This window comes from Flavobacterium sp. (genome assembly GCF_027482425.1).
Taxonomy (GTDB): Bacteria; Bacteroidota; Bacteroidia; order Flavobacteriales; family Flavobacteriaceae; genus Flavobacterium.
Genome location: NZ_JAIXWA010000052.1, coordinates 1 through 21930 on the forward strand (window position 1 = coordinate 1; position 21930 = coordinate 21930).

A 21930-nucleotide genomic window follows, 5' to 3' on the forward strand; every position below is an offset into this window, starting at 1 on the left:
AGGATCAATTAATTGCAAATATTGAGAAAGCCCTCGAGGAAATCCGTCCGTTTTTGAATTCCGATGGCGGCGACATAACCTTGGTGGCGGTGGAAGATGACAAACACGTGAAAGTCCGTTTTGAAGGCGCCTGCACGGGTTGTAGTGTCAATCAAATGACGCTCAAAGCGGGGGTGGAAACGACCATCAAACGCTATGCTCCTCAAATTGAAACCGTAGAGAACGTTTCCTAATGGATAGGTTGGGGCGCGTCCCTCGAGGAAAACACGTGGTGTAACCATCGCGTAGGACAATCCTCGGGGTCGGGCTTTTGGCACTCGCGTCCTAAAGGCGCGCTCAAACAAAGCCGCAATCCCTCGCGCAACCCCTGCCACCGATGACATTTATCATAGATTAGAAAAGTACGGTTCGCGATTTTTGTACCGTATTTCAAACCCAAAACACGATGATTACAACCGATATTCTCATTATAGGCGCGGGCCCCACCGGATTATTTGCGGTATTTGAAGCGGGTTTGCTTCAAATGAAATGCCACTTGATCGATGCCTTACCCCAACCGGGCGGACAGTTGGCCGAACTCTATCCGAAGAAGCCCATTTTTGATATTCCCGGATTTCCCGAGGTTATGGCCGGCGATTTGGTCAACAACTTGATGGAGCAAATCAAACAGTTTCAACCCGGATTTACCTTAGGAGAGACGGCCGAAACCATCGATAAACTCGAAGACGGAACGTTTATCGTGACGACCAATAAAGGAAAAAAGCACCACGCCAAAGCGGTTGCGATTGCAGGCGGTTTAGGGACGTTTGAACCCCGAAAACCCTTGATCGACAACATCGCTGCGTATGAAGAAAAAGGGGTGGAATATTTTGTAAAAGATCCCGAATTGTTCCGCGACAAACGCATTGTGATTGCAGGCGGTGGCGACTCGGCACTGGATTGGAGTATCTTCTTGTCTAATGTAGCCAGTGAAGTGACCTTGGTACACCGTCGTAACGAGTTTCGCGGCGCATTAGATTCGGTAGAAAAAGTACAAGAGCTCAAAAAATTGGGTAAAATTACCTTAATCACGCCCGCCGAAATTACCGCCATCGAAGGCAAAGGACATGTAGAGCGGTTAACGCTGGACTGCAATGGCATACAGCAAATTCTCGAGACCGACTATTTTATCCCGTTGTTTGGGTTAACTCCCAAGTTGGGCGCTATTGCCAATTGGGGCTTGGAAATCGAGAAAAACGCGATTAAAGTCAACAATGCCTTAGACTACCAAACGAATATTGAGGGGATTTATGCGATCGGCGATGTCAATACGTATCCAGGCAAATTAAAGCTCATTTTATGCGGTTTTCATGAAGCTACCTTGATGTGTCAAAGTGTCTACAATCGGTTAAATCCTGGCAAACGATACGTGTTGAAATACACTACCGTTTCGGGGGTCGACGGATTTGACGGTACGCGTAAAGAAGCCGAAAAAGCGGTGGTGAAATCTATTGAATAATTTCTATATTTAACCTATGGAAAACATGAAAATGGATAGAAGTTGGGTTACCAAGTCTACTTTTAAAGAAGCAGACAATCATGTCAATTTTTATGATGATAAAACGCCGAGAGAGAGGCTTGAGGCAGCTTGTTACATTATAAAGCATGTTTTTCAAATTGACGAAAATTATAAAATGGATAAAACGATAACCTACGCAAGAAAACATGCCAAATCTGTTTAATCCTGATTTGAATACTTTTAAAGTTCCTAATGTAGACTTGGAAGATTTAATTAAAAACAAAACAGCTTCAGGAAGATATAAAGACTTAGCGGATATTGAACAATTAAAGAAGAAAAAGGAATAAAATGCCTCAAGACATTACCATAAAAATCATTGATCGTGATGGAATACCTCACGAAGTACAAGCCCCCACCGATATGAACATGAATCTCATGGAGTTGGTAAGGGCGTATGAATTGGCCCCCGAGGGAACGATTGGCGTTTGTGGCGGGATGGCCATGTGTGCGTCTTGTCAGTGTTATGTCTTGAACGACATAGCATTACCCGAAAAAAATCCCGATGAAGAGGCCATGTTGTGGGAAGCCTACAACGTCAAAGACAACAGCCGATTGGGGTGTCAAATTCACATCACTCCCGAAATTGACAGTTTGGCTATTGAATTAGCCCCTTATGCTTAAGGCTGAAGTCCAAGTTTAGGCAAAACTACGGGTAACAATCGCTCTACAAATCGTGTATAGGCTAAGGTGGAAGGATGTAGGCCATCTTGCGCGACCAAAGCCGGTTGCTGCAACCCGAGTTGGGTGATATCGGTAATATATACAAAACTTATTTGTTGGCTCGCACAATAATCGGAGGCAAACTGGTTGTAGGTTTGCAGTGCCGCCGAAATCGAAGTATTCCCGTTCCCAAAAGGGGTAAACGCATAATCGGGAATGGAGAGAACCACCACTTTATTTCGATCGCCTCCTGCTTTTTCAATCGCTTTTTGAACCAGTTCGGGAAAATCATTTGCATAAAAACTAAACGGCATGTTTTGGTATTGGTTATTCACCCCAATCAAAAGGGTAACCAAGTCAAACGTATTGGGCGGATTGGTTTGATTGATGGCATTTTTGAGTTGCGGTGTGGTCCAACCTGTTTGGGCAATAATTTGTACTTCCGACAGGCCGTTGCCGCGTCGAACATTGATGCTATCGCGAAGTTGCGTCGGGAAATTGCAGGTGCTACAAACCGATTCGCCTTTGGTGTAACTATCGCCCAACGCCAGAATTTTGAGCACACGCGTATCGGGCGGTGTGTTCACCTCTTTCTCGGAAGAACAGCTCACCAATATAAGCAGTAAGCCTACGAAACTCCATCTACCCCATAGTTTCATGAGCTGTAATTTTAAACGCAACTTGCCTTTTCTGTCACCATCGCTTCAATCGCATCCCATAAACCAATACGTTTTTCCAAGGCTTGTTGGGAAACTTCGAGCACTTCATTCCATTTGGTTGTGCTGTCTCCACAAAGTTCTGTAATCATTTGCATCGCCATCGGACCGTGCTCATCGCCATCCAATTCGATATGACGTTCAAAGTAATAAATCAGCTTAGACAAATCGGTTTGCGGGAAATTTTGCTGGAAGTTCTTTAAAATCTCGGTAAACATCGTCGGAATCAAATCCTCTCTCCCAAACGTAAAGGCCGCTGCAATTTTATGCGCCTTCCCTTCTTCAATGACCCGAAAGGTAAAGTCTAAAAATGCGCGCACATTCGGATGCACTTCCGCATGTTTAATGGAAACAAATATGTTTTGTGTTTTTTGAATATCCTCCAAAAACCATTGTACCGCCAACGTATTGGCTCCACATTGGTTCATAGCTTCCAAATACATCTCAAAATGACTTTGCCGTTTTCCATCCATCGCAAGGTCTGTTTCTTCCGCCACAACAATTTCATTAATTAAATAGCGTACTTCTGGATTGCCTACAGGTAACCATGGCGTTGTGGTACAGGTAAGTTGCTGTTGTAACGCTTTTAACAACGACATAAAATCCCAAACCGCATACACATGGTGTTCTAAGAAACAGTGCAAATCGTCAAGGGTTTTAATTTTATCGTATAAAGGATGCTGTAACAATCGGTCTTTCAACGGCTGAAGGACACCGTTTATGTCTGAAATTTGCATAGTATTTTTTTGTAAAAATAAAAATGCTTCTCATAATCGAGAAGTATTTTATATCAATTTTATTTATTGTTTGATTTTTTTTGAAAGGTAATTTCAACTATTTAGCGATTCGTTTCAAAAATTAGGCATAAATACAGAATTTTCCCTAAACATGAGATGTTAATTTTATTTTAAAACACAACATTATTACTTCTTAATTGTATTTTTAGCAAACTAAACTCACAAACATGAATAACAAATTTTTAAAGATTTTTGTATTGTTTTTACTTTTTTTCAATGTCAAATCGTACGCCCAGAAAAAAGATAAAAATAGTCCCCCAGTAACGCAAGAAGCCAAGAAACCAGAGGGTAAAAAAGAACCAAAGCCCTACAAAAAAGTAATCGATTCTACCGCCATCACTCAAAAAGGCTTGATTGATGTGCATAAAGTTGCTGACAAATACTTGTTTGAAATTCCAAATTCCCTTATCGGAAAAGAAATTATGACCACCACACGATATTCTAAAACGCCTGCTGGAGGTGGAATTTTTGGAGGGGAAGAAGTAAATCGCCAGGTAGTTCGTTTTGAAAAAGGGTTAAACAACACGATTATTTTGCGCTCCATCACCTATGTGATCATGGCCAAAGAGGAAGATAAACCCATCACCCAATCGGTGAGAAACTCCAGCGCCGATCCTATTATTGGAATTTATGATATTTTAGCCTATAAAAAAGACGAAGCAGGCAAAGAAAATGTATCCAGTGTTATTGACATGACACCCACTTTTGAAGCCGATGTGCAAACCTTTTCCTTGGATCCGATCAAAAAACAATTGTTAAGCATCCAAGCGTTTCAAAAAGATAAATCGTTCATTCAATATGTAAAAAGTTTTCCCATAAACACCGAAATCAGAACGACGAAAACATTTACCACCGTAGCACCTCAAATTTCAAGAACACCCACTCCCAAAATAGGGGTTGATTTGCCTGCAGGTCTCGATGCCGGCGTGGTGACTATGGAATTGAATACTTCTTTTATCTTATTGCCCGAAAAACCAATGCGCAAGCGTACTTTTGATAAACGGGTAGGGTATTTTGCCAACCGATACAGTGTTTTTGAAGAAGAATCGCATAAAGCCGACACCGATATTTTTGCGGTTCGCTGGCGGTTGGAACCCAAAAATGAGGAAGACGCACAAAAACAAAAGCGAGGCGAGTTGATCGAACCCTTAAAGCCTATTGTCTATTACATTGACCCAGCCACACCCGAAAAGTGGAAACCATTCATCAAACAAGGAATTGACGATTGGCAAGTCGCCTTTGAAGGCGCTGGGTGGAAGAATGCCATTCGTGGAGAATATTGGCCTGAAAACGATCCAACCATGAGTTTAGAAGACGCACGGTTTTCGGTATTGCGCTATTTTGCTGCCGACATTCAAAATGCGTATGGCCCCAACGTTCACGACCCGAGAACCGGGGAAATTATGGAAAGTCATATCGGCTGGTACCATAACATTATGAGTTTATTACGCGATTGGTATCTAATTCAAACCGCTGCTGTCGACCCGAAAGCACGAAATAAAAAATTTGACGATCAGTTAATGGGTGAACTCATTCGTTTTGTGGCCGCTCACGAAGTGGGACATACCTTGGGATTACGGCACAATATGGGGGCGAGTAATGCTACTCCCGTTGAAATGTTGAGAGATCCCGAATACCAAAAGAAAAATGGGCACACCTCTTCCATTATGGATTATGCTCGATTTAATTATGTAGCGCAACCGGGCGATGGGGTCACCGATCTATTCCCGCGAATTGGGGATTATGACAAATGGGCGATCAAATGGGGGTATTCCTATTTTCCAGATGCGAAATCCGAGGATGAAGAGAAAGTATTACTCAATGAAATGACCAAAGAAGCCTACAAAAATCGCCGACTTTGGTTTGGAACCGAAAGCAGTCCTTTTGACCCGCGTTATCAAACAGAGGATTTAGGCGATAATGCTATGAAAGCTTCCGAATATGGGATTAAAAATCTAAAATTTATTCTACCCAATCTCATCGAATGGAGTAAAGAAAAAGGGGAAGATTATTCTGAATTAGAAGACATGTATACAGCTTTAGTGGGTCAATTTAGACGTTATATGGGCCATGTCACCAAAAATGTGGGCGGAATTTATGAAACGCCAAAGACCTATGACATGCAAGGCAACGAATACGAAACCGTGCCGTCAAGTATTCAAAATGAAGCAGTCGCCTTTTTGAATAAACAATTATTTAAAACACCCACTTGGTTGTTGGACCAAAATATCTTGGCAAAAATTTATCCCGATAAAGGCGTCGAACTCATCCGTGGAATACAAGAGGGAACCCTTTCCAGTGTATTGTCGTTGGATCGCATGGCACGTTTGATGGAAACCGCTTCGTTAGGGAAAGAAAATTATTCGGTAGATGAACTGATGAGCGATTTAAAAAGCGGAATTTTCTCGGAACTAAAATCCAATACCCCAATTGATGTCTACCGAAGAAATTTGCAAAAAGGGTTTGTTTCTAAATTGATTGATGCCATCAAATTAGATAGAAGCGCTGTGGCCAATTTTAACGGAAGACGAATTATAATTGTCGATACCGATTTGCCCTCCATTGCTCGCGGCCATTTAATAGAGTTAAAAAATCAATTGAAAGTCGCCAATGCCACCACAACTGATCGTTTAAGTAAATTTCATATCGCTGATTTAATCGCCAGAATTGATCAAGCGTTGAATCCAAATTAATAAAGGAATAGCCCAAAAAAAATGCTTCACTACATGTGAAGCATTTTTTTTATGTAAGTATTTGGTTTTTTATTTAAATGCGGGTATTCCCGTGATATCAGCACCTGTGATTAATAAGTGGATATCATGAGTTCCTTCGTAGGTAATCACCGATTCTAAATTCATACTGTGACGCATGATCGAATATTCTCCTGTGATTCCCATACCGCCTAAAATTTGACGGGCCTCACGCGCAATATTGATCGCCATATCCACATTATTTCTTTTGGCCATGGAGATTTGCGCTGTAGTCGCTTTTCCTTCATTTCTCAAAACACCTAAACGCCAGGTTAATAATTGCGCTTTCGTGATTTCCGTAATCATTTCGGCTAATTTTTTCTGTTGCAATTGATAGGCTGCAATCGGTTTGTCAAACTGAATACGCTCTTTTGCATAACGTAAGGCGGTGTCATAACAGTCCATCGCAGCGCCAATCGCTCCCCAAGCAATACCATAACGCGCCGAATCCAAGCACCCTAGCGGTGCACCCAATCCGGATTTGTTGGGTAATAAATTTTCTTTGGGAACTTTTACATTATCAAAAATCAATTCTCCCGTTGCCGAAGCGCGTAACGACCATTTGTTGTGTGTTTCGGGAGTAGAAAACCCTTCCATACCGCGTTCTACGATTAACCCGTGAATGCGACCTTCTTCATTTTTCGCCCAAACCACTGCGATATCCGCAAACGGCGCATTCGAAATCCACATCTTGGCTCCATTCAACAAATAATGGTCACCCATATCTTTGAAGTTGGTTACCATTCCGCCGGGATTCGACCCAAAATCGGGTTCGGTCAATCCAAAACAACCCATCATTTCACCCGTCGCCAATTTGGGAAGGTACTTCATGCGTTGTGCTTCATTTCCGTATTTCCAAATAGGATACATTACCAAAGACGATTGCACCGATGAGGTAGAACGAACCCCCGAATCCCCACGCTCAATCTCTTGCATAATCAAACCATACGAAATTTGATCCAATCCCGCGCCGCCATATTCGACGGGAATATATGGGCCAAAACCACCAATTTCCCCCAAACCTTTGATAATTTGTGTGGGGAATTCGGCACGTTGCGCGTAGTCCTCAATGATCGGAGAAACTTCGCGTTTTACCCAAGCACGGGCCGCCTCACGCACCAATTTATGTTCGTCTGTCAATAAATCATCCAACAAATAGTAGTCGGGAGCTTGAAATAAGTCTGGTTTCATGTGTTTGTTTGTTGTTGACGGACTTACCGTCGGATTGTTATTTTACGAAAACGTTTGCAAATTTAACAAAACGTCTTTCAGAATAAAACGAACAACTGTTATTTTTTATGGAATAATACGAATTGTTAAAATCGAAATCTTGTTAGGGTTTTGAAGGTGATTTGCCTTGTTGTGCATAAAATGCTTCACGTTTTAGCAGAAAAAATTCCGTCAATTCCAAACCATTCTCCCGAGCCAACAGGGTTTGCAGTTGGGGATCTTCCATGCAAAACTTTAAAAAAGGTGCTTTTTCCTCGGGTTGCAAGCGTAGGGTAGTTGTCCAATAGTCTTCTGTAAAATGACGATCAATAAATTGATCGAGGGATTCTCCGTTGGCCGTGGGTTCTTGTTTTTTCTTTTTAAAAAGCTTCCCAAGTCCTTTAAACAACGATACAAAATTCACTCCATACGGCATAGATCCATCATACACTCCTGTGTACAAGCGCATCTCTTCTTTTTTAATTTCAGCCAACCGTTGTTCGCCAGGACTGATACTTACTTTAACATTGCTTAGATTATCGACGGCAACTTCATCCAATTGAATGGCTTTGGGGGTAAGTTCAATATCGTAGAGCCAAACGGTTTCACTCACAATAGTGATTTTTTTAATTTCAAAATCAGGGTGTACAATATAAAGTACATCATTTAACGCCACGTCAATGGAAAACGAACCGTCGGGAGCTGACGTCACATGTTTTTGGGTTCGGGCATTAGCAATATCAGCTTTTGCAATCCACATTTCTTGCGCGCGTAAGGTGCCCTGAATGCGAAAATTCTGACCAATGACATCGGTTAAAGGAAAGAGAAGGAAAAAGAAACCGAGAACCGTTTTCATAGGTGAATTATTAGTAATAACGAAGGTACAAATTCCCTATGTGCGCGTGTTCCAAATTTTTGTTAATTCTAGCGTATGCTTATTATCGCCTTATTTTTTGTCCAAATAAAAATCTTCGGTGAGTCTACGATAGGCATCGGTATAGTGGTGTCGTTCTAGTTCTATAACTATGCTGTCGGTGTTGAGGGAACTATTTTCTCGTGAAAAAGCAAGCAGGCTTCGCTTTACAGGGCTTTTGGGAGTGCCTTGAACGTGGGTGATTTTAAAAGGGTAAAGTTTGTTTTCTCGGGCTAAATCGATGACGCGTTCTTCCTCTTTAGAAGGAATAATAAGCGCAAGTACACCAGTCTCTGAAAGGAGAATGCCCGCGGCTTCCATTAAATCTTCAAAAGGTAATGATTGATTTTGACGTGCACGATCGCGATTTTCACTGCCAGAGGAAACGATTTCAGCATAAAACGGCGGATTGGAAACAATCAAATCGTATTCTTCCTCTTGGAGTTCTTCCATAAAATCGTCTAGCGAGCCATGAAAACAAAACAAACGGTCATTCCAAGGGGAGTTTTCAAAATTTTCAACGGCTTGTTCAAAAGCATCGGGGTCGATTTCAAGCGCATCAATCTGTTCGGCGGCGCAACGTTGGGCAAGCATCAATGCAATGAGCCCGGTGCCTGTTCCGATATCCAAAATTGAAAACGGATGGTGATCCAAAGGCGTCCAAGCGCCCAAGAGTACCCCGTCGGTGCCCACTTTCATGGCGCAGCGGTCTTGTTTAATGGTGAATTGTTTAAATTGAAACATAGGGGTTAAAATCCAATGTTATAAAATCCAATATTTTTAAATTCCAAATTCCAATAAGGAAATTTCCAAATACCAAAAATGGAGAAATTTCAAATTTAGGTAGAACTTTTGGATATAATCGAGTAAAATATTTTTCTTAATTCATCGGCTTCATCCAATAATGAATTAGCGTTTTCAGTACAATCAGGATTCAATTCTTGGAGTAATCGAATCCAATATTTCCATTCTTTTGCTTCTTTTCGGGATACTTTTATTCGAAATAAAAAATCTTTATCGCTAAGTTTTTCATTTGCTTCAATATAATTCACCCCCACCGATCCCGATGAACGAACGAGTTGTTTCCCATCTTCTAAGTTTGAAATTGTTTTGGGAAGTTTTTGAACATTTATCCAACAGTTTTTTGCAAATAAATACGTTCTTTCTTCCAAGTCATAAGGTTTATTCATACAATGGTTGATTGGCGTTTATAATATTGGTATTTAAGGTTTTGGAATTTGGAATTTTTTTATTGGAATTTACTACAGGTACAAATCCACCAATCCTTCAGGCGTATTGAGTATGATTTTCTTTTGGGCGCGATTTACTTCAATAATGAAATCGTCAATCATGGGAACAAGAATTTGGCGGGTATTCCATTCAATTTCAAAAAGAGGCTGGGCCGTAGTATCGTTGACGCCTACAATCTCACCTATAGGACCTAAGCGTTGATCTTCAACAGCAAACCCGATAATTTCATGGAAATAAAACTGATTTCCCTCAAGAGGAGGAAGCGCCGAAAGGGGCAGGTAAACTTCACTACCTAGAATTTCGTCGGCCTCGGCTTCGGTGTCGACGTCTTCAAACTTAACGCGGAGAAAATCTCCTTTGTGTAGTTGCGCTGTTTCAATAAAAAATGGAACCAGATTTTTGCCTAAATCGACAAAAACTGATTCCATATTTTCATATAATTCAGGTTGATCCGTGTCTAAATAGAGCAGGACTTCTCCTTTAAAGCTAAATTTTTTTGCGATTTTGCCGAGATAGAAACAGTCTTTCTTACGCATTACCGCTTGATAACGAATTAGGCTTCTTCGCTAGTTTCTTCAGCAGCAGGCGCTTCTGGAGCTTCCTCAACCGCAGGAGCTTCTTCTATCGCCACTTCAGCCACTACTTCTTCAGTAGCTGCTTCAGCTGCTTCTTCCGCAACTTCCTCTGTTGCTTCTTCAGCCTCAGCCGCTTTCAATGCTTCCTCAGCTGCTTTAGCACGTTTTTCGTTAATTTCTTTTTCAGCTTTCAATGCTTTTGCTTTAGCATCATCTTTCGCTTTAGACAAACCGTCTTTTTTAGCATTAACTTTGTTAGCTTTTTCTTCCAACCAAGCGGCTAATTTAGCATCGGCCTGCTCTTGCGTCAAAGCCCCTTTACGAACACCACCATCCAAGTGATGCTTCAACAAAGCTCCTTTATACGATAAAATAGCACGTGCAGTATCCGTAGGTTGTGCACCATTGTGTAACCACTGAACCGCTTTGTCTAAATGCAATTCTACTGTTGCAGGATTTGTGTTCGGATTGTAGATTCCAATTTTTTCTAAGAATTTACCATCTCTTTTGGCACGCGCATCGGCGGCTACAATCCAGTAAAAAGGTTTCCCTTTTTTACCATGTCTTTGTAATCTAATTTTTACTGACATAATCGAATGATTTGTTTATGGGGTACTCGACCCCGGTTATTGAGGGCGCAAATATACAAAACATTTTTATTCAAATCACTCGAGCTTAAAAAAATAGCTTAATCCGATAAAAACCATAAAAAATAGGTTGTAATTCCTTAAAAAAGCTATTTTTGTACTACAAATACCGATATTATTACGTACATGAAAAAATTTATTGCCCTATTTCTAGTTGTGTTGACTTTTTCTTCTTGTTCGGAAGAAGTTAAATTTAACGATCCAGGTTTTCAAGCCTATCGCGACGGGATTTTATTTCGAGGAATTGATGTAAAAGCCTATAAATCAGCCTCTACCAACGCCATTCGTTTTGTAGCGTTGGCCGAAGACGAAGAGGTGGAATTGCGCGTAGCGAATGGAAATCCTGGTACGTATTTTTTTGGTACTTCCAACCCAGGGATAAAAGCGCTTTATAATTCCTCATTCAACGACATTGAATTGGCGTATGAAACGAAAATTATCAACGGGCCTGTTGCCAATATTGCTTCAGGGATCGTAGCAGGTGGTTCAGGATATGCTTCCAATTGTACTACGGTAGGGGGGGTAACAACCTGCAGTGGTTCTTATCCCACTACAGGTGGGAGTGGGAGCGGACTCACGGTTTCATTGTCAACTAATGCCGCAGGAGCTATAACTGCAGCCCGTGTAGCGTCACCCGGTAATGGGTATAAAGCGGGCGATGTGATCACCGTAGTAGGAGGTAATGGACTTGGGCGCGTTCGCGTACTTAATGTGGAAGGTAGCAATGGTGAAATAAAGATTACTCAAAATACTGGAACTACAATTTCGGGTGAATTTAAATTTAATGCAGTGCAAACCTCGACCAATCCGTTGGGCGGTGATTTGGTGAATTTCCAATACGGTACTTTTTATCAAGTACCCATTTTCCCAGAACCTTAAGCGATTTAAATAAATACGATTACATGAAAGCTGTCTCACCAAAGACAGCTTTTTTGTTGATAACTATTCCTTGAATCTTCTAGTGCGAAAGTGTATTTTTGAAACGTAAGCCAATGTGTTTTTCCACTTGAAAAAGCGACTATGTATTTAATTTTTGATACCGAAACTACGGGATTACCGCGCAATTGGGCAGCGCCTATTACCGATACCGACAATTGGCCAAGAGCGGTGCAAATTGCTTGGCAATTGCATGATGAATGGGGAAATCTCATCGATAATCAGGATTATTTGGTGATTCCAGAAGGATATGATATTCCATACGATGCCGAACGTGTCCATGGTATATCGACCGATTTGGCCCATAAATATGGGGTAGAGTTACGCGAAATGCTGCAGAAATTCAATGCCGCACTGGCCCAAACCAAATTTATAGTAGGGCAAAACGTTGGTTTTGATGTCAATATTATGGGGTGCGAGTTTTATCGCGCTGGAATTCCCACGGCATTATCCCAACTTCCCGTTTTGGATACTTGTACTGAGGTTACCGCAGGTTTGCTGCAACTTCCTGGCGGTCGCGGTGGACGTTATAAGCTGCCCACGCTAACCGAGTTACACGAATACCTTTTTGGAGAACCTTTTGGAGAAGCGCACAATGCCACCGCCGACGTCGAAGCGACAACCCGCTGTTTTTTGGAGTTGATTCGACGGGAAATTTTCACCAAAACCGAACTCGGTGTTACGCCCGACTATTTTCAGCAATTTAAATCGCGAAATCCTCAGCCCATTCCACCGATTGGCTTGACCCATTTGAACCTGAAAAAAGAATCAGAGGAACTTCGCAAGAAAGCAAATACCGCCCAAGCCGCACCAATTTCTCATCAAGATATCGCCCAAGGTCAGGCTGAAATGGCGACGGTAGACTTTGTGCATTTGCATAACCACACCCAATTTTCGGTGTTACAATCGACCATTTCGGTAAAAGATATGGTACAAGCGGCCGTACAACACAAAATGCCTGCCGTGGCGATGACCGATATCGGAAATATGATGGGGGCCTTTCACTTTGTTCGGGATGTTATGGCGCATAATAAAACAGCCAAACAAAAAAATGAACAAGCGCTTGAAGCGGGGGAAACGCCAACAGAAGCTGAACTCAAACCCATTGTAGGGTGCGAGTTTAATGTGTGTGACAATCATAAAGATCGATCCCGAAAGGACAATGGGTATCAAGTGGTTTTTTTAGCCAAAAACAAACGCGGGTACCATAATCTGGCAAAAATGGCGTCTATCGCTTATACCGCAGGTTTTTATTATGTCCCTCGAATAGATAAAGAAATAATTCAGCAATACAAAGAGGATATTATTGTACTCACAGGAAGTTTGTATGGGGAAGTGCCTAGCAAAATCTTAAACGTTGGGTTGCATCAAGCCGAAGAAGCCTTACTCTGGTGGAAAGCCCAGTTTGGAGCAGATTTGTATATCGAACTCATGCGGCACCATCAAGAGGATGAAAATCGCGTGAACAGTGCGTTAATTGATCTTTCTCGCAAGCACCACATTAAAACCGTGGCAACGAATAATGTTTTTTATGTAAAAAAAGAAGACGCTAATGCCCACGATATTCTCTTGTGTGTGCGCGATGGGGAAAAGCAATCCACTCCTATTGGACGCGGCCGTGGCTACCGATTTGGATTACCCAATCAAGAGTACTATTTCAAGTCGGGCGAGGAAATGAAGCAGTTGTTTGCCGATTTTCCCGAGGCTATCACCAATATTGCAGAGGTAGTTGATAAAATTGAAATTTACGACCTAGCCCGTGAAGTACTTTTGCCCAAATTTGAAATCCCTACGAAATTTGAAGACCCCCTAGATACAGAAGATGGCGGCAAACGAGAGGAAAATAATTATTTGCGTTTTTTAACCTATAAAGGAGCCGAAAAACGGTATCCAGAACTTACCGAAGAAATTCGCGATCGCCTCGATTTTGAGTTGGCGACGATCGAACGAACGGGTTATCCCGGGTACTTTTTGATCGTACAGGATTTCATCGCCGAAGCCCGAAATATGGGTGTTTCTGTTGGGCCAGGTCGTGGGTCTGCAGCGGGAAGTGCTGTGGCCTATTGCTTAGGAATTACCAATATCGATCCTATCGAATACGATTTACTTTTTGAGCGTTTCTTAAATCCCGATCGGGTGTCCATGCCCGATATCGATATTGATTTTGATGATGAAGGACGAAGTAAAGTCATGGATTATGTGATCCAAAAATACGGTTCCAATCAGGTGGCACAAATCATTACCTACGGGACCATGGCTGCCAAGTCGTCGGTGCGCGATACCGCTCGAGTACTAGATTTGCCGTTATTTGAAGCGGATAAAATTGCCAAACTGATTCCGAATAACCTGAATTTGGCTAAGATTTTTTCCTTGGAAAATGACAAACTCAAGGCCGCTTTACGCGCGGATGAATTTGATAAAGTCAAGGAACTTATTGAATTGGCCAATGGGGGTGATTTGAGTTCCGAAACCATCCAACAGGCGAAAGTATTGGAGGGAAATTTAAGAAATACAGGAATTCATGCTTGTGGAGTAATCATCACCCCAAGCGATATCACCGATTATGTTCCCGTGGCGACAGCCAAGGATTCAGAACTGTTTGTGACTCAATTTGACAACTCGGTGGTGGAAAGTGCAGGGTTGTTGAAAATGGACTTCTTGGGGTTGAAGACCTTGACTCTTATTAAAGATACCTGTAAATTAGTGAAATACCGTATGGGCATTGAATTGGACCCAGATGCTTTCCCGATTGATGATATCAAAACCTATGAGTTGTTCCAACGTGGGGAAACGGTGGGGATTTTCCAATACGAATCGCCTGGAATGCAAAAGTATATGAAGGAATTGAAGCCCACGGTTTTTGGGGATTTGATTGCGATGAATGCACTGTATCGTCCGGGACCTTTGGAGTACATTCCTTCGTTTATTCGACGTAAAAATGGGGAAGAGCCGATTACATACGACTTAGATGCCTGTGAAGAATATTTGAAAGAAACCTACGGAATTACCGTTTACCAAGAGCAGGTAATGTTGTTGTCCCAAAAGCTGGCCAACTTCTCGAAAGGGGACGCCGACGTTTTGCGGAAAGCAATGGGTAAAAAACAAAAAGATGTTTTGGATAAAATGAAATCCAAGTTCATCGACCAAGCAGTGGCCAACGGACATAATGCGGAAAAACTAGATAAAATTTGGAAAGACTGGGAAGCGTTTGCGAGTTATGCCTTCAACAAATCGCACTCCACCTGTTATGCCTGGGTCGCCTATCAAACGGCCTATCTCAAAGCCCATTATCCAGCCGAATATATGGCGGCAGTTCTTTCCAACAACATGAATGATATCAAACAAGTTTCGTTCTTTATGGAAGAGTGTAAGCGCATGGGCTTGAAGGTATTGGGTCCCGATGTGAACGAATCTTTCTATAAATTCACCGTAAACGAAGACTATGCTGTACGTTTTGGAATGGGTGCGATTAAAGGTGTGGGGCAAGGGGCTGTCGATACGATAGTGGCACAACGAAAAGACGGGAAATACCGCTCTATTTTTGATTTGGCAAAACGAATCGACTTGCGTGCGGCTAATAAGAAAGCCTTTGAAAATTTAGCCTTGGCGGGAGGATTCGATGGCTTTGAATCGACCCATCGTGCCCAATATTTTCACCATGATGGTGATGGAATTACCTTTTTGGAAAAAGCGATTCGATACGGAGCGAAGTTTCAAGAAAACGAAAATTCAGCGCAAGTCAGTCTTTTTGGCGAAGCGAGTGAAATTCAAATTGCCGAACCCCAAATTCCGCCTTGTGAGGAATGGACCACCATGGCTAAGTTGGCCCGTGAAAAAGAGGTCGTCGGGATATACATTTCGGGCCATCCGCTCGATGATTATCGTTTTGAAATGAAGTATTTCTGTAATGTACGCTTGGAACATTTGAAGCAGCTCGACCCATTGGTCAATAAAACGATAACCTTTGGGGGGATTGTGGCCAATGTTCAGTTTAAAACGGGGAAAAACGGAAAAGATTGGGCTATGTTTACCTTGGAAGGGTATGACGAAAACCATGAGTTTCGCATTTTTGACGAGGACTATTTGAAATTCCGCCACTTTTTAGTCAACAATCAGTTTGTGTTTTTTAAAGTGCTGATTCGAGAGGGCTGGGTAAATCGGGAGACAGGAAAAAAATCAGATCCCCGAATTACCTTCCAAGATGCCAAATTATTGGCCGATGTACTGCCTACGTTTGCCAAAAAGCTGGTCATACAAATGAACATCCAAGAGTTGCATCAAGCGATGATCGCCCAATTGGCTTCCTTATTTCAAGCGCATAAAGGCGAACATCCAATAAGCTTTGAGGTGTTGGAAATTGAACGGGTGAAAAAGAAAGCAGAAGCCCTCATCAAATCGGTAGAAGCACCCGCAGTTGAGGGTGATGAAACGTTGGAGGACAGCGAGGCCTTTGTGGATGAATTACCAGCCGATACCGAGGAAGTTCGCGTAGTCACCCATTTGGCCATGCCTAGCCGTAAAGTGAAAATTAAAATATCCAGTGAATTGTTGAGTGAATTAGAAAAAATGCAACTCAACTTTAAATTGAATTAGTATTGTTTTCACCAATTAAAAAATAACTAAAAGTAATCTTAATGTCGATGGCAGGGTCATAGATTTGGTTATCTTTGTGTTTTAAAAATAAATACATAACTTAAATAAATATATCATGGCATTAGCAATTACCGATGCTACCTTTGAAGAAGTAGTATTGCAATCTGATAAACCGGTTTTGGTTGATTTTTGGGCAGCTTGGTGCGGTCCGTGTCGTATGGTGGGTCCGGTAATCGATGAAATCTCATCTGAGTATGAGGGCAAAGCCGTGGTTGGCAAAGTCGATGTAGACGCCAATCAAGAGTTTGCTGCCAAGTACGGCGTACGAAATATTCCCACCGTTTTGGTGTTCCAAAATGGGGAAGTAGTAGGAAGACAAGTAGGAGTTGCTCCGAAGCAAACCTACACCGATGCAATCGATGCGTTGTTATAACGGATATACGAAAGTGAATGAAAAAGCCCGATGTTTACGTCGGGCTTTTTTTTATCTTTGAACGTATGAAGATTGAACAAGAAAAAGAACTTATCTCGGGATTTAAGCACTTGGAACTATTGGCCAACCAAGTCGTGGAGGGGTTTATTTCAGGGATGCATAAATCGCCTTTCCATGGATTTTCTGCCGAATTTGCCGAGCATAAGGTGTATAATAAAGGCGAAAGCACAAAACATATCGATTGGAAGTTGTTTGCCAAAACCGATCGGTTGTATACCAAGCGCTTTGAAGAGGAAACCAATTTACGATGTCATTTGATTTTGGACAATTCGTCGTCGATGCATTATCCGAAGTTGACGACGGGGCAGCCTTTTTATAAGCAAAAAATTGGATTTTCAGTTTTAGCCGCGGCTGTTTTGATGAATTTATTGAAAAAACAACGCGATGCGGTGGGTTTAAGTGTGTTTTCGGATACCTATGAATATTTCGCTCCTGAAAAAGGGTCCGATCGACACCATCGGATGCTTCTGGCGCAATTGGAAGGCATGTTGGATGATCCTAAAGTGGCCAAACCTACGGATACCATTACGTTTTTGCATCAAGTAGCCGAAAAGTTACACCGTCGCTCTATGGTGATTTTGTTTACCGATATGTTTCAAAACGAGGCCCAAGAAAAGTTATTCAATGCTTTGCAACATTTGAAGCACAACAAACATAAGGTCGTTGTATTTCATGTGGTTGATGAAGCGACCGAATTGCATTTTGATTTTGACAATCATCCCCGAAAATTTGTCGATGTAGAATCGGGTGAAGTCATCAATGTATTTGCCGATTCATTGCAAAATGCCTATCAAAATCAGGTAGAGACCTACTTTAAGTCGCTGTCAATGGCCTGCGCACAAAATAAAATTAAGTACGTTCCTGTCAATGTGGGTGCGGATTTCGAGAAAATCCTGACCACTTATTTGGTTGAAAAACAAATGTTTGGTTAGACTTGTAGAAAATATTTTTAAAATTTAAAGCAAAACGTTTGCAAAACTGAAATTTGGACGTATATTTGCATCCGCAATAAAGCAAGGTTTGGTAGTTCAGTTGGTTAGAATACATGCCTGTCACGCATGGGGTCGCGGGTTCGAGTCCCGTCCAGACCGCTAAATTGGGAAAAGCGCTTCGTTTTACGAAGCGCTTTTTTGCCCAAAAAAGCATACATATGATGCTTCGTTTTTGCTGGAAGCACATTTAAAATAGTTGTGTTGTTTCGTCTCGTGTAACAGCGAGACAGGTTTAGTAGTTAGACCAATGAAAAGCTTTTCCGATTCATTTCGGAATAGCTTTTTTGCTTTTTACAAGGTTTAGGCGTCTTGTCGCGGTTGAGGGTATAAAGTTTGCGGCCTTTGGCCTTTTATTTTAACCGCAAAGGCGCGAAGGTAGCGCGAAGCTCGCAGTTTTTTCTCATCTTTCTCTATGGTTCAAAATTTAGGAGCACGAAGTTACACGATGTTGGCACAAGGTTGTACTATGTTTTTTTGACACGAAGGCATGAAGACACGAAGGGTTGTAGTTGTAAGTTGCAGCCCCGAAGAGTCGGGACAGTCTCAGTCTCATTTTGAATGTGGTGTAAAAGTGGAATGGGTTTAAAATGTGTATTGGGTGCGCCTATTTCTTTTCTCTTGCTTCTTGCATCTTTTTTTCTTTTTTTGCCACGAAGACACTAAGACGCGAAGGGTTATAGTTGTAAGTCGCAGCCCCGAAGGGTCAGGACAGTTACAGTGGGCAGGAGGTGTAAAAGTGTAAATGGTTTACGAGTGTAATGCGTGCCATGTAAGTAAGCACATTTTTCTTTTTCTTCTAATTCAACCGTAAAGACACGAAGTTTACGCAGAGAACGCAATGATTTAATTTTACAAAGAATTGCGGCCTTTGGTCCGCTTCCTGATTGTGATTGCGTTTATTTTACTACTTTTGGTTTCTTTGAAGCGGTGAACTATGCGTAAATGGATTTGGTTTTTTGTACTATGGATCGGCTCAGGGGTAGTGGCCCCATCTTTGTGGGCGCAAGAGGCCTCCGATCCTGATTTGGCGCTTAAAAACACCTTATATGCTCAATACCGAAAGGAAGTTTTGGCCTACGATAAAAAAAAGTATGATGATTTATTTTTTTCGTTTTTTGAAAAACAAAATGATCCCCAAACGGTATTAACGAGAGAAGAATATTATACCTATACGATAAAAATCGCTATTTATTCGGAAAAGTTGGGAATGTTGTATAAGGACCAAAAAGAGACCGCGGCGCAAACCAAAAAAGAATGGTTTGACAAACGGTATGAAGCGTATTTGAAATCAAAAAAATAAAGTAGTGAAAAAAGTGCTTTTCTTTTTGGCGTTGGCCCTAACTTCATGCAGTTATTTTGAAAAACAAGTTCCCAACGAACAAGAATTGTTGGATAAAGAACTCCAAGCCATCAATTGGAATCAGGTCGATGAATATCCGTCAATTGCCGCGTGTGAAAAATTGACTGATGCCAACCAACGTAAGCAGTGTTTTTTTGAATTCCTTTCGGCTACTATTCAAGAAAAATTGAATCCCGACTCCTTGGTCGTACTTCCACCAGCGCTCGATACGATTGAAGTAAAAGTGACGGTCAATCCCGATGCGACATTGGTGTTGGAACCCCAATTTTCGCAAGACTCTACGGTTTACGACAAGAAAAAGATTGACAGTATTTTGCGCACGCGCTTGACCGATTTACCCAAAATTAATCCCGCCCTAAAACGCGGCATTCCCGTAAAGTCACAATTTATTTTGCCGGTTATCTTGCGCCGTGAAAATTAACGCCGAAACGTGCGTCCTTTCCATTGGAATCCCCCAAACAACGAACAGATTCCAGTTACACTACTAAAAAACGGATACACCACGCTACTCGCCAAGGGTAAGAAAAATTTTCTACCCCGTAGTACGTCATTAGCGCGGTACATGACGATAAAGTCCGCCGCATATTTTACCGCCCATATGCTTATCACGATTGGCCATTGTATCTCGTTGTTGAAGGCGAGCATGACGGCAGTTACCCAACATAGATTCATCAACAAAACGACAACAGCGAGTACTTTTGCATAACTATTGGAGTATCCCGTTGACTTCGCCGCCCAGCGAATGCGTTGTTGAAGCACTTCAAACAAATCGTCTATAGCACGGGTTTCAACGGTAGCTGCGACACTTTTTATATAGCCCACTTTCTGGGGTTGTTGTTGTAAGGCTTTTTGTAGTAACAACACATCGTCGCCGCCTGCATATTGATTGAGTCCGTCGAAGCCGCCTAATTCAGTAAAAAATGCCTTGGTGTAGGCAAAGTTGGCTCCATTACACATAAATCCTTGATGGTTGCCAAAACTGCCCATCGTTGTGCCTTGAAGGGCGAGGGTTTCCAATTGCTGAAAATCGTGAAACCAGTTGTTTTTCGTTCTAAGAATTACGGGACCGGCGACCATTTCTTTTTTCGTTTCTTGAATGAAATCGTGGAAGGTGTGTAGCCAATTTTCGGGCAAAATACAATCGCCATCGGTGGAAATCACCCAAGGATGCTTAAGGATGGGTAACGCACGGCTAATGGCGTCTTTTTTGGGCGAACCGGTACGGCGAACATTTTCTAGAAAAGTAGTGTCAAATTGGCTATGGGTTAACCGCCAATTTAAGTAAATCCGTTCGCTTTGATCTGTTGAGAAATCGTCGATGATGATGACTTCAAAAAGCTCGGGAGGATACTTCAATTGGGCAATGGATTGTAGTAACGCCGGTAAGTTTTTCGCCTCATTTCGTATGGGGATAACGATGGAAAATCTGGTGGTTGGGGTGGTGTTTTTTGTCGAAAAAGTGGGCAGTTTCGCTATTCCAAAAAAAAGATGCAAAAGAAAACCCGCATACATCACCGTAATGAGTCCGAAGCAGAAGAAGAGGATGTCCATTGTGGTTTAAAGATTAAAATATAATAACTGCCAATAAGTACGGGCACCACTACATTCATGAGCCACATGAGGGTACTGATGAACACAACGGTCCAGTCGTTTACACCTAATTTTCCGAAGAAGAACAAGGCGACACTCCCTTTGACTGCAAAATCCAAAAACTGAAAACTCGGCAAGGAGGAAGCCATAAAATAGACCGCTGCAATGGCGCCCATTAACGTAGCGTAGGATAAATGTACCTCAAATGCCCGAAATAAAAAATAGTATTGGTGGGAAAAGATGAGGTAGCGCCCTACGGCCAAGAGGGTGTTTTTTTGATGAATAGCGGTTGGAAGGGCTTGAATTTTGCCCCACAATAAGCCAAAGGAATAGCCTTTGAGGGTGATTTTTTGGGTGAAATAAAAAAGTAATCCCATGGCGGTAGCCAACATGATAACGCCCCAAGCCCATGGGGTATACCCTAAAATAAAGAGTCCAAGGGTCCCAAAAACGATGGTGAGCCCCATTTGGATGCCGTTGCAAATCAAATTTAAAAAGACCACTTGACCCGCATCTTTTTTGGGAAAATAAAATGCTTTCCCCGCATATTCGCCGATGCCGTTGGGGGTAAAAATACCTGCCGTCAATGCCGCTAGTACTTGCTTGGTGGATTCCCCTAATGAAAGTGGGCGAAGGGTCGAACCCAGATTTTGCCATTTTATAATTTCTAAAAAACGGTTGCCAAAAGTTAAGGCAAACAACAGCAGCATGATCCCGGGATGGGAAAGTTGGTGAAGCGCTTCGCGAAAGGCGGTCCATGACAATTGAGGGTCCGAACGCAATCGGTCGTAAATCACATAAAAGGCTGCTGATACAATCAGAATTTTGAGGAGAACTGTAAGGAATTGTGTAGCTTTGTCTGACCGTGCCTTCATGGTACAAAGAAAACG

At 42.1% G+C, this 21930-nt stretch carries 22 protein-coding genes and 1 tRNA gene; 13 read left to right on the forward strand and 10 right to left on the reverse strand.

The window, feature by feature from the left end; translation table 11 throughout:
* From Q0037_RS07110 to Q0037_RS07130, 5 genes are all read left to right on the forward strand, one after another.
* A partial coding sequence (locus Q0037_RS07110) for a NifU family protein (protein ID WP_297516955.1) occupies nt 1-233 on the forward strand: 233 nt, incomplete at its 5' end.
* A gap of 212 nt (nt 234-445) precedes the next feature.
* Nucleotides 446-1498, forward strand: a complete 1053-nt coding sequence (locus tag Q0037_RS07115) for an NAD(P)/FAD-dependent oxidoreductase (RefSeq protein ID WP_297516956.1) — start codon at nt 446-448, stop codon at nt 1496-1498.
* Between the two features lie 16 nt (nt 1499-1514).
* The gene (locus Q0037_RS07120) at nt 1515-1721 is read left to right on the forward strand and encodes a hypothetical protein (protein WP_297516957.1); all 207 of its coding nucleotides are present in this window, start codon (nt 1515-1517) and stop codon (nt 1719-1721) included.
* Nucleotides 1705-1845, forward strand: a complete 141-nt coding sequence (locus tag Q0037_RS07125) for a hypothetical protein (protein ID WP_297516958.1) — start codon at nt 1705-1707, stop codon at nt 1843-1845. Before Q0037_RS07120 ends, Q0037_RS07125 begins: the two co-directional genes overlap by 17 nt.
* Before the next feature lies 1 nt (nt 1846).
* A complete protein-coding gene (locus Q0037_RS07130; RefSeq protein WP_297516959.1) occupies nt 1847-2179 on the forward strand; it encodes a 2Fe-2S iron-sulfur cluster-binding protein in 333 nt (110 codons plus the stop codon).
* Here the strand turns inward: Q0037_RS07130 and Q0037_RS07135 are convergent.
* Both Q0037_RS07135 and Q0037_RS07140 read right to left on the reverse strand, forming a co-directional pair.
* Nucleotides 2176-2877, reverse strand: coding sequence for an SGNH/GDSL hydrolase family protein (locus Q0037_RS07135; protein WP_297516960.1), 702 nt, complete (start codon nt 2875-2877; stop codon nt 2176-2178). The two genes, Q0037_RS07130 and Q0037_RS07135, sit on opposite strands and share 4 nt — an antisense overlap.
* An 11-nt stretch (nt 2878-2888) precedes the next feature.
* On the reverse strand, nt 2889-3671 hold the full coding sequence (locus tag Q0037_RS07140; protein ID WP_297516961.1) for a DUF3050 domain-containing protein: 783 nt from the start codon (nt 3669-3671) through the stop codon (nt 2889-2891).
* 227 nt (nt 3672-3898) lie between these two features.
* Here Q0037_RS07140 and Q0037_RS07145 point away from each other — a divergent pair, with 227 nt between their 5' ends.
* Nucleotides 3899-6424 carry a zinc-dependent metalloprotease gene (locus tag Q0037_RS07145; RefSeq protein ID WP_297516962.1) on the forward strand — a complete coding sequence of 842 codons (2526 nt, stop codon included), beginning with the start codon at nt 3899-3901 and terminating at the stop codon, nt 6422-6424.
* Nucleotides 6425-6493: 69 nt separating this feature from the next.
* On the opposite strand, the gene Q0037_RS07150 is transcribed toward Q0037_RS07145, so the two are convergent.
* From Q0037_RS07150 to Q0037_RS07175, 6 genes are all read right to left on the reverse strand, one after another.
* Entirely contained in the window at nt 6494-7672 is a 1179-nt protein-coding gene (locus tag Q0037_RS07150; RefSeq protein WP_073361043.1) for an acyl-CoA dehydrogenase family protein, read from the reverse strand.
* Nucleotides 7673-7814: 142 nt separating this feature from the next.
* Nucleotides 7815-8546, reverse strand: a complete 732-nt coding sequence (locus Q0037_RS07155; protein ID WP_297516963.1) for a hypothetical protein — start codon at nt 8544-8546, stop codon at nt 7815-7817.
* Between the two features lie 90 nt (nt 8547-8636).
* Entirely contained in the window at nt 8637-9347 is a 711-nt protein-coding gene (locus Q0037_RS07160) for a methyltransferase (protein WP_297516964.1), read from the reverse strand.
* A 95-nt stretch (nt 9348-9442) separates the two neighbouring features.
* Nucleotides 9443-9793 (reverse strand): four helix bundle protein, encoded by a 351-nt coding sequence (locus tag Q0037_RS07165; RefSeq protein WP_297516965.1) that lies wholly within the window; start codon nt 9791-9793, stop codon nt 9443-9445.
* 72 nt (nt 9794-9865) lie between these two features.
* Entirely contained in the window at nt 9866-10390 is a 525-nt protein-coding gene (gene rimM / locus Q0037_RS07170; RefSeq protein WP_297516966.1) for a ribosome maturation factor RimM, read from the reverse strand.
* Between the two features lie 17 nt (nt 10391-10407).
* Entirely contained in the window at nt 10408-11019 is a 612-nt protein-coding gene (locus tag Q0037_RS07175; protein ID WP_297516967.1) for a 30S ribosomal protein S16, read from the reverse strand.
* A 183-nt stretch (nt 11020-11202) separates the two neighbouring features.
* Between Q0037_RS07175 and Q0037_RS07180 the strand changes: the two genes are divergently transcribed.
* The 7 genes from Q0037_RS07180 (at nt 11203) to Q0037_RS07210 (ending at nt 19871) form a co-directional block, all read left to right on the forward strand.
* Nucleotides 11203-11955 (forward strand): DUF6252 family protein, encoded by a 753-nt coding sequence (locus Q0037_RS07180; RefSeq protein ID WP_297516968.1) that lies wholly within the window; start codon nt 11203-11205, stop codon nt 11953-11955.
* 141 nt (nt 11956-12096) lie between these two features.
* Entirely contained in the window at nt 12097-16605 is a 4509-nt protein-coding gene (gene dnaE, locus Q0037_RS07185) for a DNA polymerase III subunit alpha (protein ID WP_297516969.1), read from the forward strand.
* A 115-nt stretch (nt 16606-16720) separates the two neighbouring features.
* Complete coding sequence (gene trxA / locus Q0037_RS07190; RefSeq protein ID WP_297516970.1) at nt 16721-17038, forward strand: thioredoxin; 318 nt, start codon at nt 16721-16723, stop codon at nt 17036-17038.
* A 65-nt stretch (nt 17039-17103) separates the two neighbouring features.
* Nucleotides 17104-18030 (forward strand): DUF58 domain-containing protein, encoded by a 927-nt coding sequence (locus Q0037_RS07195; RefSeq protein ID WP_297516971.1) that lies wholly within the window; start codon nt 17104-17106, stop codon nt 18028-18030.
* An 85-nt stretch (nt 18031-18115) separates the two neighbouring features.
* Nucleotides 18116-18189 (forward strand) — tRNA-Asp (locus tag Q0037_RS07200).
* A gap of 835 nt (nt 18190-19024) precedes the next feature.
* Nucleotides 19025-19390, forward strand: coding sequence for a hypothetical protein (locus Q0037_RS07205; RefSeq protein WP_297516972.1), 366 nt, complete (start codon nt 19025-19027; stop codon nt 19388-19390).
* Nucleotides 19391-19394: 4 nt separating this feature from the next.
* A complete protein-coding gene (locus tag Q0037_RS07210) occupies nt 19395-19871 on the forward strand; it encodes a hypothetical protein (protein ID WP_297516973.1) in 477 nt (158 codons plus the stop codon).
* Here Q0037_RS07210 and Q0037_RS07215 read toward each other — a convergent pair.
* On the reverse strand, nt 19868-21001 hold the full coding sequence (locus Q0037_RS07215; RefSeq protein ID WP_297516974.1) for a glycosyltransferase: 1134 nt from the start codon (nt 20999-21001) through the stop codon (nt 19868-19870). The two genes, Q0037_RS07210 and Q0037_RS07215, sit on opposite strands and share 4 nt — an antisense overlap.
* Complete coding sequence (locus Q0037_RS07220; RefSeq protein ID WP_297516975.1) at nt 20962-21915, reverse strand: hypothetical protein; 954 nt, start codon at nt 21913-21915, stop codon at nt 20962-20964. The genes Q0037_RS07215 and Q0037_RS07220 overlap by 40 nt, the downstream gene beginning before the upstream one ends.
* Between the last annotated feature and the right edge of the window lie 15 nt (nt 21916-21930).

Excerpts from the sequence above, each read along its gene's own strand:
- Q0037_RS07115 (WP_297516956.1), top strand. The coding sequence starts at position 446 with ATGATTACAACCGATATTCTCATTATAGGCGCGGGCCCCACCGGATTA.
- Q0037_RS07120 (WP_297516957.1), top strand. The coding sequence starts at position 1,515 with ATGGAAAACATGAAAATGGATAGAAGTTGGGTTACCAAGTCTACTTTT.
- Q0037_RS07125 (WP_297516958.1), top strand. The coding sequence starts at position 1,705 with ATGCCAAATCTGTTTAATCCTGATTTGAATACTTTTAAAGTTCCTAAT.
- Q0037_RS07130 (WP_297516959.1), top strand. The coding sequence starts at position 1,847 with ATGCCTCAAGACATTACCATAAAAATCATTGATCGTGATGGAATACCT.
- Q0037_RS07135 (WP_297516960.1), bottom strand. The coding sequence starts at position 2,877 with ATGAAACTATGGGGTAGATGGAGTTTCGTAGGCTTACTGCTTATATTG.
- Q0037_RS07140 (WP_297516961.1), bottom strand. The coding sequence starts at position 3,671 with ATGCAAATTTCAGACATAAACGGTGTCCTTCAGCCGTTGAAAGACCGA.
- Q0037_RS07145 (WP_297516962.1), top strand. The coding sequence starts at position 3,899 with ATGAATAACAAATTTTTAAAGATTTTTGTATTGTTTTTACTTTTTTTC.
- Q0037_RS07150 (WP_073361043.1), bottom strand. The coding sequence starts at position 7,672 with ATGAAACCAGACTTATTTCAAGCTCCCGACTACTATTTGTTGGATGAT.
- Q0037_RS07155 (WP_297516963.1), bottom strand. The coding sequence starts at position 8,546 with ATGAAAACGGTTCTCGGTTTCTTTTTCCTTCTCTTTCCTTTAACCGAT.
- Q0037_RS07160 (WP_297516964.1), bottom strand. The coding sequence starts at position 9,347 with ATGTTTCAATTTAAACAATTCACCATTAAACAAGACCGCTGCGCCATG.
- Q0037_RS07165 (WP_297516965.1), bottom strand. The coding sequence starts at position 9,793 with ATGAATAAACCTTATGACTTGGAAGAAAGAACGTATTTATTTGCAAAA.
- rimM (WP_297516966.1), bottom strand. The coding sequence starts at position 10,390 with ATGCGTAAGAAAGACTGTTTCTATCTCGGCAAAATCGCAAAAAAATTT.
- Q0037_RS07175 (WP_297516967.1), bottom strand. The coding sequence starts at position 11,019 with ATGTCAGTAAAAATTAGATTACAAAGACATGGTAAAAAAGGGAAACCT.
- Q0037_RS07180 (WP_297516968.1), top strand. The coding sequence starts at position 11,203 with ATGAAAAAATTTATTGCCCTATTTCTAGTTGTGTTGACTTTTTCTTCT.
- dnaE (WP_297516969.1), top strand. The coding sequence starts at position 12,097 with ATGTATTTAATTTTTGATACCGAAACTACGGGATTACCGCGCAATTGG.
- trxA (WP_297516970.1), top strand. The coding sequence starts at position 16,721 with ATGGCATTAGCAATTACCGATGCTACCTTTGAAGAAGTAGTATTGCAA.
- Q0037_RS07195 (WP_297516971.1), top strand. The coding sequence starts at position 17,104 with ATGAAGATTGAACAAGAAAAAGAACTTATCTCGGGATTTAAGCACTTG.
- Q0037_RS07205 (WP_297516972.1), top strand. The coding sequence starts at position 19,025 with ATGCGTAAATGGATTTGGTTTTTTGTACTATGGATCGGCTCAGGGGTA.
- Q0037_RS07215 (WP_297516974.1), bottom strand. The coding sequence starts at position 21,001 with ATGGACATCCTCTTCTTCTGCTTCGGACTCATTACGGTGATGTATGCG.
- Q0037_RS07220 (WP_297516975.1), bottom strand. The coding sequence starts at position 21,915 with ATGAAGGCACGGTCAGACAAAGCTACACAATTCCTTACAGTTCTCCTC.